The organism is Zhengella sedimenti (assembly GCF_046506625.1).
Lineage (GTDB): Bacteria > Pseudomonadota > Alphaproteobacteria > Rhizobiales > Rhizobiaceae > Zhengella > Zhengella sedimenti.
On the sequence record NZ_JBKFFP010000001.1, the window covers coordinates 22,105 to 33,763 of the forward strand.

The 11,659-nt window shown below is 66.4% G+C and carries 12 protein-coding genes and 1 other RNA gene; 5 read left to right on the forward strand and 8 right to left on the reverse strand.

Translation table 11 applies throughout. The annotated features are described in order from the left end of the window. Nucleotides 1-76: 76 nt before the first annotated feature. A complete protein-coding gene (locus ACLB6G_RS00125; protein ID WP_410354074.1) occupies nt 77-580 on the forward strand; it encodes a GNAT family N-acetyltransferase in 504 nt (167 codons plus the stop codon). A 16-nt stretch (nt 581-596) separates the two neighbouring features. On the opposite strand, the gene ACLB6G_RS00130 is transcribed toward ACLB6G_RS00125, so the two are convergent. The 4 genes from ACLB6G_RS00130 to ffs form a co-directional block, all read right to left on the reverse strand. Beyond that, nucleotides 597-1,481 carry a DMT family transporter gene (locus tag ACLB6G_RS00130; protein WP_410354075.1) on the reverse strand — a complete coding sequence of 295 codons (885 nt, stop codon included), beginning with the start codon at nt 1,479-1,481 and terminating at the stop codon, nt 597-599. Between the two features lie 82 nt (nt 1,482-1,563). Further along, nucleotides 1,564-1,887, reverse strand: a complete 324-nt coding sequence (locus ACLB6G_RS00135; RefSeq protein WP_410354076.1) for a YbaB/EbfC family nucleoid-associated protein — start codon at nt 1,885-1,887, stop codon at nt 1,564-1,566. A gap of 27 nt (nt 1,888-1,914) precedes the next feature. Beyond that, a complete protein-coding gene (locus tag ACLB6G_RS00140) occupies nt 1,915-3,744 on the reverse strand; it encodes a DNA polymerase III subunit gamma/tau (protein WP_410354077.1) in 1,830 nt (609 codons plus the stop codon). A gap of 85 nt (nt 3,745-3,829) precedes the next feature. Continuing rightward, nucleotides 3,830-3,927: signal recognition particle sRNA small type (ffs, locus tag ACLB6G_RS00145), an RNA gene on the reverse strand. A 161-nt stretch (nt 3,928-4,088) separates the two neighbouring features. Between ffs and ACLB6G_RS00150 the strand changes: the two genes are divergently transcribed. Continuing rightward, nucleotides 4,089-4,517 (forward strand): HIT domain-containing protein, encoded by a 429-nt coding sequence (locus tag ACLB6G_RS00150; protein WP_410354078.1) that lies wholly within the window; start codon nt 4,089-4,091, stop codon nt 4,515-4,517. 54 nt (nt 4,518-4,571) lie between these two features. Then, nucleotides 4,572-5,519 (forward strand): NAD(+) diphosphatase, encoded by a 948-nt coding sequence (gene nudC, locus ACLB6G_RS00155; protein ID WP_410354079.1) that lies wholly within the window; start codon nt 4,572-4,574, stop codon nt 5,517-5,519. A 14-nt stretch (nt 5,520-5,533) separates the two neighbouring features. Here the strand turns inward: nudC and ACLB6G_RS00160 are convergent, their stop codons facing one another. The 4 genes from ACLB6G_RS00160 to ACLB6G_RS00175 all read right to left on the reverse strand — a co-directional run bounded on the left by ACLB6G_RS00160 (nt 5,534) and on the right by ACLB6G_RS00175 (nt 8,706). Continuing rightward, a complete protein-coding gene (locus ACLB6G_RS00160) occupies nt 5,534-6,328 on the reverse strand; it encodes a DUF1206 domain-containing protein (RefSeq protein ID WP_410354080.1) in 795 nt (264 codons plus the stop codon). Further along, a complete protein-coding gene (locus ACLB6G_RS00165) occupies nt 6,325-6,981 on the reverse strand; it encodes a phosphatase PAP2 family protein (RefSeq protein WP_410354081.1) in 657 nt (218 codons plus the stop codon). Before ACLB6G_RS00165 ends, ACLB6G_RS00160 begins: the two co-directional genes overlap by 4 nt. A 114-nt stretch (nt 6,982-7,095) precedes the next feature. Next, on the reverse strand, nt 7,096-7,968 hold the full coding sequence (locus ACLB6G_RS00170) for a prephenate dehydratase (protein ID WP_410354082.1): 873 nt from the start codon (nt 7,966-7,968) through the stop codon (nt 7,096-7,098). Between the two features lie 12 nt (nt 7,969-7,980). Further along, the gene (locus ACLB6G_RS00175; RefSeq protein ID WP_410354083.1) at nt 7,981-8,706 is read right to left on the reverse strand and encodes a 3-deoxy-manno-octulosonate cytidylyltransferase; all 726 of its coding nucleotides are present in this window, start codon (nt 8,704-8,706) and stop codon (nt 7,981-7,983) included. Nucleotides 8,707-8,904: 198 nt separating this feature from the next. Between ACLB6G_RS00175 and ACLB6G_RS00180 the strand changes: the two genes are divergently transcribed. Both ACLB6G_RS00180 and ACLB6G_RS00185 read left to right on the forward strand, forming a co-directional pair. Then, nucleotides 8,905-9,549 (forward strand): c-type cytochrome, encoded by a 645-nt coding sequence (locus ACLB6G_RS00180; protein WP_410354084.1) that lies wholly within the window; start codon nt 8,905-8,907, stop codon nt 9,547-9,549. Between the two features lie 181 nt (nt 9,550-9,730). Further along, on the forward strand, nt 9,731-11,659 hold the full coding sequence (locus ACLB6G_RS00185) for an extracellular solute-binding protein (protein ID WP_410354085.1): 1,929 nt from the start codon (nt 9,731-9,733) through the stop codon (nt 11,657-11,659).

Genomic DNA, 11,659 nt, shown 5'->3' on the forward strand with positions numbered 1-11,659 from the left:
GGCAAATCAGGCGGCAGGCGCTAAAAACCGCGTCAGGGCGTGCAACAACAGCCCATCACGGACGGGAGAAACGGAAATGAACGATGTCGTGATCCGGCGCGCGACAGCCGATGACCGGGATGCGCTGGAAGCGCTGATCGAGGCCTGCTATTCGGCCGTCTATCCCGGCTGGTACAGCGACGACATCCTGACCGACGCCCTGCCGGCCATGCTGCGCATCGATCCGGCGCTGCTCAATTCGGGGCGCTACTTCGCCGCATCGGTCGGCGGGCAACTGGCCGGTTGCGGCGGCTGGAGCGTCGCGACGCCCGGCACGGGCCGCATCGAGGACGCCACCGGCCATATCCGCCACTTCGCCACCCATCCGGACCTGATGCGCGGCGGCGTGGGCGGCTCCATCCTCACCGCCTGCATGGCGGAAGCCCGGCGCGAGGGCGTGCGCCGGTTGATGTGCTTTTCCTCCCGCCCGGCGGAAAAATTCTATGCCCGTCACGGCTTCCGCCGGCTGGAGGAGGTTTCGGTGATGCTGGCCAGCGACATCGCCTTTCCCGCTGTCCTCATGGAGAAGGATCTGGGTTGAGCGGCGGACCTGTCCTTCACGTTGCCGCGAAGGGCTCGCGCCGCGGGCGGCGCAGGAGCGTGTAGAGTCCCGACGCCAGGATCAGCAGCGAACCGGCCAGCGTGGCGCCATCGAAGGTTTCGCCGAAGACAGCGATGCCGAGCGCGATCCCGAACAGGAGGCGGGTGTAGCGGAACGGCGTCACCACGGCGACCTCGCCCATGCGCATCGCCGCGGTCAGGCTCCAATAGGCCGTGACACCGAACAGCGAGGCGGCGGCGACGAAGCCGAGGGCCTCGGGCGCGGGGGCGGTTGGCGCGCCCGTGAAGGGCAGGAGGACAAGCCCGGCCACCGTCAGTGCGGCGAACCCGTGCGCGCCGAGTTGCGGATTGGAAAGCACCTTCGGCGCGGCGCGGGAGGCAAGGTCGCGACCGGCAAAACCGAACATGCCGATCACCGTCCACAGGGCGGCGGGCACGAACCCTTCCATGCCGGGCCGCAGCACGATCAGCACACCGAGGAAGCCGATGCCGACCGCCAGCCAGCGGCGCATGCCGACCTTTTCGCCGAACAGCACGGCGGCGCCGGCCACCACGACCAGCGGCGTGGCCTGGAGGATGGCGGACGCATTGGAAAGCGGCGTCATGGCGATGCCGAGCGTGTAGCCAAGCCGGCCGATCACCTCGAACACCGCTTTCAGCATGAGGGTCCGGCCCAGCATGGCCGGATGCCATGGCCGCTGGCCGCGCAGGGCGGCGATCAGCGAAAAACCGGCCATTCCGGCCAGTCCGAAAAGAACCAGCACCTCACCGACGGGCAAGGCCATGGCGGCGCGCTTGATGAACATGTCCTCGACGGCGAAGCAGGCCATCGCAAGGACCATCAGCATCGCGCCACGCAGGTTTTCCTGCGCGAGCGTCATCGCACACGCCTCCGGAAGTCGCCGGACCCTGCCGGCAGGAAGGGAGAAAGGCAGGGACCCGACGGGCAGGACCCCGCCGGGTTCAGAATGGCAGTTTCATGCCGGGCGGGATGGGCAGGCCGGCGGTCAGTTCCTGGGTCTTCTCGGCCATGACCTGCTCCACCTTGGCCTTGGCCTCGTTGTGGGCAGCCACGATCAGGTCCTCGAGGATCTCGACGTCATCCTCCTTGAAGAGCGACGGGTCGATCTTCAGGCCACGCATCTCGCCCTTGCCGGACAGGGTGACGGTCACGAGGCCGCCACCGGACCGGCCGTCGGCGGTGATGTTGGCCATCTCCTCCTGAAGGGCCTGCATCCTGGCCTGCATTTCCTTGGCCTTGCTCATCAGGCCCATGAGGTCTTTCATTGTCTCTCTCCCGGTTTCGGGTCCATGTCACAAGATGTCGTCGTCATCGTCATCGGGCAAGGCCTCGACCGGCATCCCCTCGCCGCCGGGCAGTTCTTCCGGCGCGGCGGGCAGGCGCACATCGATCACCTTCGCGCCGGGAAATTTCTGCAGGATGGCGGCGACGGCCGGATCCTTGCTGGCATCGGAGAACAGCGTTTCGCGCGTTTCCTCCTCGATCTCGGCAAGGGTCCGCCCGCCCTCCTCCTGGCTGAGCGAAACCATCCAGTTGCGCCCTGTCCAGAGCTTGAGGCGCTGGGCGAGATCGGTCAGCAGGGAGCGGTCGGCATTGGCCGTCAACGAGACCGAGAGGTGTCCGGGTGTCAATGAGACGAGGCGCACGCCATTGCGCACGCCGATCTTGATCCGCAAGTCGCGATGCCGGTCGGCCAGCGCGACGATATCCTCCAGGGAACGGACCGGCACGGCCTCGGCGGCCTGCTCGGTCTGCGGGGCGGTGTGCATTTCCGTCGCGGGTTCCGGCCGGCTTTCGACAAGCCGCATGGCGGGTCCGGAGACGGGCTGCGCCGCCTGGGTGGACCGGGAAACCGCGGGCGCCGAAGACGCGGCCCGCGATGCGGGCGAACCGTGGCCACCGGAAGCTCCGCCGCCCTGTGGCGCGGCCGGCATGGCGGGCTGCTGGCCGCCGCCCTCGCCGATCGCGCGGATGGCCTCGTCCAGCGTCGGCAGGTCGGCGGCATGGGCGATGCGGATGAGAACCATTTCCGCCGCCGCATAGGGCCTTGCGGCGCCCTGCACCTCGTGGATGCCCTTGAGCAGCATCTGCCAGGCGCGCGAGAGTATGCGCACCGAGAGGTTCTGCGAAAATTCGAGGCCGCGCGTGCGCTCGTCCTGGCTCAGAGAGGCATCGTCGGCCGCTTCGGGAACGAAACGCAGCCGCGTGACGAGATGGGTGAAGCCGGCCAGGTCGGTCAGAACGATGGCCGGATCGGCACCGGCATCATATTGCGCCTTCAATTCGCCCAGCGCGCCGGGCAGGTCGCCGCGCATCAGCATTTCGAACAGGTCGATGACGCGGGCATTGTCGGCAAGGCCCAGCATGGACCGCACGGCCTGCGCCGTGACGTGGCCGCTGCCATGGGCAATCGCCTGGTCGAGGATGGAAAGCGAATCGCGCACCGATCCTTCCGCGGCGCGCGCCATCATGGCCAGCGCATCGGGTTCCACCTGTACGTCTTCCAGTTCGGCGATACGGGCGAGGTGGCGGGTGAGCGCCTCGGCGTCAACACGGCGCAGGTCGAAACGCTGGCAGCGCGACAGGACCGTGACCGGCACCTTGCGGATCTCGGTGGTGGCGAAGATGAACTTGACGTGCGGCGGGGGCTCCTCCAGCGTCTTGAGCAGGCCGTTGAAAGCCTGGTTGGACAGCATGTGGACCTCGTCGATGATGAAGACCTTGTAGCGCGCCACGGAGGGCATGTAGCGCACCTGCTCGATGATCTCGCGGATATCGCCGATGCCGGTATGGGAAGCCGCGTCCATCTCGATCACGTCGACGTGGCGGCCTTCCATGATCGCCTGGCAATGCTGGCCGGGGACCGACAGATCGATGGACGGAGCGTTCACGGTATCGGTTTCGTAATTGAGCGCCCGGGCCAGAATACGCGCCGTCGTCGTCTTGCCCACGCCACGCACGCCGGTCAGCATCCACGCCTGGGCGATGCGGCCCGAATGGAAGGCGTTGGTCAGGGTGCGCACCATCGGCTCCTGGCCGATCAGGTCGGTGAAATCGCGCGGACGGTATTTGCGGGCAAGCACCCTGTAGGGTGTCTTCTGGCCGCCGGACTGTTCGCTCATGGCTCGGGCCTGGTCTCCGTTCCCGGCGATACTTGCAGGGGGGCGCGGCGCGGTCAATCCGATGCCCGCATGGGGATGGGGATAGGCGGGAGGCTGGCACGATGACCCGCGCCATGGCTCGTTGGGGCTGCTTCCTTCCGGACCTGACCCGGTTGGCGAGTGGCTCGTCCACCACCAGCCTCCCGCTGCCCATATCGTTTCTTTTCCGCCCGAATGCAAGCGGCTCGCGGCGGTTTTCGAGCGCGGCCCGGTAGCGGGAGCCGAAAAATCACAAGACAGAAGGAAAAACTTGAGTCAGGATTGTTTTTTAACGACAAGACGAAACAGAGAGCGGACACAAGGGAATGTTGCCACGGGCAAAGGCGGGTTTCGAACTCGACAGAAGGCTGGAAACCGACACGTTTCCGGTGCTGTGGCTCGGCCTTTGCGAATTGCGGCTGATGAACGACAGCCGGTGGCCGTGGCTCATCCTGATCCCGCAGAGGCCGGACATCCAGGAACTGCACGATTTGACACCGCTCGACCAGGCGATGCTGACCTTCGAGACAAACCTCGTGGCCGCGGCGCTGAAGAGGGTCACCGGCTGCGACAAGATCAATGCCGGGGCGCTCGGCAATGTCGTGCGGCAGTTACACTGGCACATCGTGGCCCGCAACGAGGGTGACGCGAACTGGCCCGGGCCGGTCTGGGGCCACGGCGAACGAACGCCGTGGCGCAAGGAAGACCGGCACCAGTTCGTCTCCCGCCTCAAGGAGGCCGTCTCGGCCGCCTGACACCCCGCCTTCACCTGTCCCCTTCCGCACTTCTCCCCCCAGGAAACCGCCCCCATGACATTCCCGTTCTTCGACGCGCCGGCCGACGAACCCTCAACACGCGTCGGCTTCGCCGGCAACCGGATCGACCGCCAGTCGGAACACCGGGCCGACGATTGCGTGGAAAAGGCGCTGGACGACCCGTCGGCGCGCGTGTTCGTGGCTCGCGCCGGCCGGCTCTACATGCTGGCCGACGGTGACGGCATGCAGGGTCTGCACGATGTCGCCACGGCGCAGGGACTCGGTGCGCGGCTGGGCGATGCCATCCTGCTCGGCCATGAGGACGGCCACCCGGTGCTGGCCGTTCCCTCCTCGCTCGATCCGGAAGCGCTGCCCGCCTCGGTCAAGGCGATCGACTACCGCTCGCTCTACATGCAGCAATTGCTGACCCGCGAAACGGAAGCGGCGCTGGCGCAAGGCGCGGCGCTGCTGGCATGGCACGCCACGAACCGGTTCTGCGGCCGCTGCGGCGAAAGGACGGCCATGGGCGGGGGCGGCGTCAAGCGGGTCTGTCCGGGCTGCAAGGCGGAGGTCTTTCCGCGCACCGACCCGGTGGCCATCATGCTGGCGCTCGACAATGACCGCTGTGTCCTGGGCCGCAGCCCGCATTTCCCACCCGGCATGTATTCCTGCCTCGCCGGGTTCATCGAGCCGGGCGAGAGCATCGAGGACGCGGTGCGGCGCGAGACGCTTGAGGAATCCGGCATCGCCATCGGCCGGGTTGCCTATCATGCCAGCCAGCCCTGGCCCTTTCCCCATTCCCTGATGATCGGCTGCTATGGCGAGGCGGTGAGCTTCGACATCGACCCGGACCGCACGGAACTGGAGGATTGCCGCTGGTTTTCGCGTGACGAGGTGCGTGAGATGCTGACCCGGACACCGGGCGATCCCGACCGTCCCGCGATCCCGCCGTCGCGTGCCATCGCCCACCGTCTGATCGCGGACTGGGTGGCGGCGGGCTGAACGGCGCCACGGTCTCAGGTTGATGGCAGGCGGACCTCGCGCCATGCCGCCTCGGCGAAGCTGTAGAGACAGAACAGGATCAGCCCCGCCCCCAGTCCTGCCAGCACGGCGCCGCCCCAGGGCAGGCTTTCCGTCCAGGTGAGCACGGTTTCGGTGTCGGGCATGTCCCGCGCACCGTAGTCGATACGCCGCGCCCAAAGCAGGAAAGCAATGAGGGCGAAGACGGCGCCGCGGGCGAGCAGTCCCCCGATCGAGACAAGGTGGACAGCGTTTTCAAAGCGGGCCGGCGGGTGAATGAACTTCGTGTATCCGGCCGTCAAGGCCTTCCAGCCATGGGCGAGCGCGATGGCGGCAAAGACCAGCGACAGGATGATCGTTCCGGCCCACGACCCCGTGAGCGCGACCAGAAACGCGACGGCGTCGTTGCCGCCACCGCCAGAACCCGCGCCGGCCAGACCGGCCAGACCCAGCGCGTAGAGTGCAAGCGCGCCATAGCTCAGCCCGCTTGCCAGCAGGCCGGCCCGCACGGCAATGCCACGCCACCCAAGGCCGTGATCGTCGGCGTCGAGGACGGATTGCGACAGCCGCCAGGCGGCATGGGAAACGAGTCCGACCGCGATGACGATCAGGATCAGCGGGCCGAAGTCCTCTCCCATCAGCGCGCGCAGGGCGCCGCGCGTGCCGGTTTCCTCGGCCGTGCCGAGCGCTGCCAGGAGCGCCAGTCCTCCCGTCAGCAGATAGACGACGCCGCGGGACGCATAGCCCCAGCGGGCCAGAAGCCGCAGCCATCTGCGCGGCCGGGCGTTCATGACCGGCGCCTTTCATCCGCTTCGCTGGCCGCGCCCTGCGCGGCGCGCATCCGGGCATCGAGGCCGAAGACCAGCGACACCCATGCGAGTCCCAGCGCCCAACCGGCCACAACGTCGCTCGGCCAGTGGACACCGAGATAGACGCGGCTGAGGCCCACGAGCATAGCCAGAACGATCACGGCGCCGGTGAGCCAGATGCGCACCGCCGGGACGCTGACGTGGCGCGCCAGAACCAGCGCAAGGGTCAGCCAGGCGACAAGCGACACGGTGGCGTGGGAACTGGGAAAGCTGACATGAACGATGGTCGGGTCGAGATGCGCGACGAGATCCGGCCGCTGGCGCTCGAACACCTGTTTCAGGCCAGAACTCAGCGCCGAACCGCCAGCCACCGACATTACCACCAGAATGGCAGCCTGCCGTTCGCCCGACAGGGCAAGGATGACGACGGCGTTGAGCACGGCGAAGACGATGACCGGATAGCCGCCCAGCGCGGTGAACGCGCGCACGGTATTCTCGAACCAGGCGGGGCCGAGCGCATCCGACAGATCGTCGGCCGAGCGCAGGCTTTCCAGGATCCATCCGTCGATACCGGCCGTCAGGCCCAGCGACATGAGCGCGGCGACCAGAAGGAAAAGCGCGGTGCCGCCCGCCACGCCGGCAGTCCATCCCGAATGTTGTCCCGTATTCCGGCCGTCCGGCCACCGATCCATCGCGCTCTCCATTGCTCCTGAACGGAACGGCGCGCGGTTGGTTCCGCCCGCGCCGCGTCAGCGCCCGTCGGCTTCCTCCGCCTGGGTGGCGCGGAAGGGGTGGGCCTCGTAGACCCCCAGCACGCGCACGTCGCGCGAGAAAAACGCCAGTTCCTCGAGCGCCAGGCGCACATTGTCGTCGTCCGGATGACCCTCGATATCGGCATAGAACTGGGTGGCGAAGAACTTGCCGCCCATCTGGTAGCTTTCCAGCTTGGTCATGTTCACGCCGTTGGTGGCGAAACCGCCCATGGCCTTGTAGAGCGCGGCCGGAATGTTGCGCACCCGGAAGACAAAGGTGGTCATCATCATCTCGCCATCGACGCGGGCAGGGATGACCTTGTCGCGCGACAGGACGACGAAACGGGTGACGTTGTTCTCCTGGTCCTCGACATCCGAGGCGATGATCTTCAGGCCATAGAGGTCGGCGGCCAGGCGCGGGGCGAGCGCGGCCTGGGTCACGTCGCCAAGGTCGCGCACGAAGCGGGCGGCGCCCGCCGTATCACCAGCCACCACAGGTTTCCAGCGATGCTTGCGGATGATCTTGCGGCACTGGCCGAGGGCATGGATGTGGCTGTGCACGGCCTTGATGCCGGCCATGTCGGCCTCCGGCAGGACCATGAGCTGAAAGTGGATCGGCAGGAAATATTCGCCGACGATATGCAGCCGGCTTTCCGGCAGGAGATGGTGGATGTCCGCCACGCGCCCGGCGATGGTGTTCTCGATCGGGATCATGGCGAGATCGGCCTTGCCGCCTTCCACCGCAACGAAGGCATCCTCGAAGGTGGGACAGGGCATCGGCTCCATGGCGGGGAACATGTCCCGGCAGGCAGTATCGGAATTTGCGCCGGGTTCGCCCTGGAAGGCAATGCGGTTGGTCTTGGCGGCCATGGTCATGTTCCTTCAGCCCAGCATCCGGCGGGCGCGTTCGAGGTCGTCGGGCGTATCCACCCCGAGAGGCACCGTGTCAACGATTTCGGCGTCGATGCGCATGCCGGCTTCGAGTGCACGCAATTGCTCCAGTTTCTCGCGCCGTTCCAGAATCGACGGCGGCAGGGCGACAAAGCGCGCCAGCGCGTCGCGGCGCCAGGCATAGAGGCCGATATGGTGGAACAGCGGACCTTCGCCCCAGGGCGCCGTTGCGCGGGTGAAATAGAGCGCCCGCAGGCGGTCCGCCGCGACGGGCGTCCCGACCACCTTGACCACGTTGGGATTGGTCCGTTCTTCCTCGCGGGTGATCTCCACGGTGAGCGTGGCGATGTCCACGCCGGCGTCTTCCAGTGGGTTCAGGGCAGAACGAACGGTCGCCGGATCGATGGTCGGCAGGTCGCCCTGCACATTGAGGACGACATCGTGGGCGCCTTCAGGATCAAGCGCCTGCAGCGCCTCGAAGATGCGGTCCGATCCCGACTGGTGGTGGCTTCCGGTCATCACCGCCTCGAAACCGGCAGCGCGCACGGCCTCGAACACCTCCGGCGCATCGGTGGCGACGACGACGCGCCCGCAATCCGCCTCGGCGGCCCGTCGGGCGACCTGGACGATCATCGGCGCGCCGGCAATGTCGGCGAGCGGCTTTCCGGGCAGGCGCGTCGAAGCCATGCGGGCCGGGATCAGGACAATCGGTTTCATGAAGGGATCACTCGCGGAAAGTGGCAAAAAGTCTCAGTGGGAGGCTCTTTATATGTGTTGCAACGAAGGTGCAAAAGACATAGGTTCCGCGCGACCAAAAACCGGCCCGCCGGTCGAGGGATAGGTGTGCCCGCACGTCATGGTGAATGCCGCGGCAGGGGGCAAAGCGGCGGGAAAGCATGCAGGAGCCTCTGGGAAATGGACTCGTTTGAACTCAACAAATTCATCGGCGCGACACTGGGCACCGTCTTCGTGGTGTTCTCGCTGGCCATTGCCTCGGATGCGATCTTCGCGACGCATGCTCCGGAGACGCCCGGTTACGTGATCGAGGTTGCGGAGGACGCCGGCGGCGCAGCGCCCGAGGCCCCTGCCGATACCGGACCGGAACCGGTCGCGCCGCTGCTGGCCAGCGCCGATCTTGGCGCGGGCGAATCGGTGTTCAAGAAGTGCGCGTCCTGCCACACGGTCGAAAAGGGTGGCGCCAACAAGGTCGGCCCGAACCTGTGGGGCGTGGTCGGCCGTCCGGTCGCCAGCCACGAGGGCTTCTCCTATTCCGGCGCCATGCAGGAATATTCCCAGGGCCAGTCGGTCAACTGGGAATACAAGAACCTGAATGCCTTCCTGGCCGCGCCGAAGAAGTATATCAGCGGCACCTCCATGGGCTTTGCCGGCCTCAAGAAAGTCGACGAGCGCGCCAACCTGATCGCCTGGCTGCGCGAGCAGGCCGACAGCCCGCTCCCGCTGCCCGCCGAGGGTGATGCCGCAGAGGCACCGGCCGAAGGCGACACGGCTGTCGCGCCGGCCGACGGCGCAGCCGCCGAGGGCGAGAGCCAGGCCCAGTAAGGTCTGCTCACGACGAATTGAAGAAAGCCGGCCTCCGCGCCGGCTTTTTTAATGCTCCCGTAATGTTGGCGGCTGCGGGCGCCCTTTCATTCGCCACAAAAAGCCATAGGTTACAAATCGTGACCGGCGCGGCCGTGGCGGCGCCGTTTCCTGGCCATGGCATGAAAGGACACTTCCGACGATGGCGTTTCCCGATCTCGTCCTGACCCGTCGCAGCCTTCTTCTTTCGGCTGCCCTGTCTCCCCTGATCCTTGGTCGCGCGGCCGCCGTCGAAATCCCCATCGAAAACCCGTCCCTGCCCGATCAGGCAGCGCGCGAGGCCGAGGATTGGCATCACGCCACCGCGCTGAGCGGCACACCGCGCTATCCGGCCGATTTCACCCATTTCGACTATGTGAACCCCGACGCGCCCAAGGGCGGGCGGGCGCGCATGGCCACGCTCGGTTCCTTCGACAGCTTCAATCCCATCCCGCCGAAAGGGGAAGTGGCGACAGGCCTCGGCCTCGTCTTCGAGACCCTCATGACGACGAGCCTCGACGAACTGAACATTTCGGCCGAATACGGGCTTCTGGCGGAAGCGATGCGTTACCCGGCCGATTTCTCATGGGTGTCCTTCCGCATGAACCCGAAGGCGCGCTGGCATGACGGCAAGCCGGTGACAGCGGAGGACGCGATCTGGAGCTTCCAGAAGCAATCCGAACTCAACCCGCAGATCCGCTTCTACTACCGCAACGTTGTCGGCGCGGAGAAAACCGGCGACAACGAGGTCACCTTCTTCTTCAACGTGAGCGGCAACCGGGAACTCCCGCACATCATGGGCCAGTTGATGGTGGTGCCGAAACACTGGTGGGAAGGCACGGGGCCGGACGGCAGCCCCCGCGACATCTCGCGCAGCACGATGGAGCCGCCGCTGGGATCCGGGCCATACCGCATCGGCCGGGTGGATGCGGGGCGCTCGGTGACCTTCGAGCGCGTTGCCGACTATTGGGGCGCCGATCTGCCCACCAATGTCGGCCAGAACAATTTCGACGAGGTGGAATACGAATACTACCGCGACGGCGCGGTGATCGTGGAGGCCCTGAAGGCCGACGCCTACGACTTCCGGCTGGAAAACTCGGCCAAGAACTGGGTCACGGCCTACGAGCCGTCCATCTTCCCGGGCCGCGCGGCGGGTCATGTGAAGCTGCTCGCCTATCCGGACAAGGCATCGGGTTCCATGCAGGCCTTCGTGCCGAACCAGCGTCGCAAGCAGTTCCAGGACTGGCGGGTGCGCCGCGCGCTGAACTATGCCTTCGACTTCGAGACCACCAACCGCACGGTGCTGTTCGACCTCTACCTGCGCAATGACAGCTACTTCGCCGGCACGGAACTGGCGTCGAGCGGGTTGCCGGAAGGCCGCGAGCTCGAAATCCTGGAGAAATACCGCGACCTGCTGCCCGAAACCGTCTTCACCGAGGCCTATGCCAACCCGGTGGGCGGAAGCGACGCGAACCTGCGCTCCAACCTGCGCGAGGCGGTTCGCCTGCTGCGCGAGGCGGGCTATGAATTGCGCGACCGCAAGATGGTCCATGCCGCAACGGGCGAACCCCTCGCCTTCGAAATCCTCGACATTTCGGGCCGCGATTTCGGCAAGATCGTGCTGCCCTATGTGGAGAACCTGCGCAAGATCGGCATCGATGCCAGCTATCGCGAGATCGAGACCTCGGCCTTCATCAACCGGTGGCGCAGTTTCGACTATGACATGGTGATCTCCAACTGGGGGCAGAGCCTGTCGCCGGGCAACGAGCAGCGCAATTACTGGGGATCGGAATCGAAGGACCGGGCGGGCTCGCGTAATTACGCCGGCATCGCCGACGAGGGCATCGACCGCCTCATCGACGAGATCATCTTCGCCCGCAGCCGGGAAGACCTGGTAGCGGCGACGCGGGCGCTCGACCGCGCCCTGCTGCACCATCACTATGTCGTTCCGCAATGGTATTATCCCTTCGACCGCATCGTCTACTGGGACCGGTTCGGCCATCCCGACCCGCTGCCGGAATACAACCACGGCTTCCCGGCTGTCTGGTGGTGGGACGCCGAGAAGGCGCAACGCGTTGGCAAGCAGGGCTGA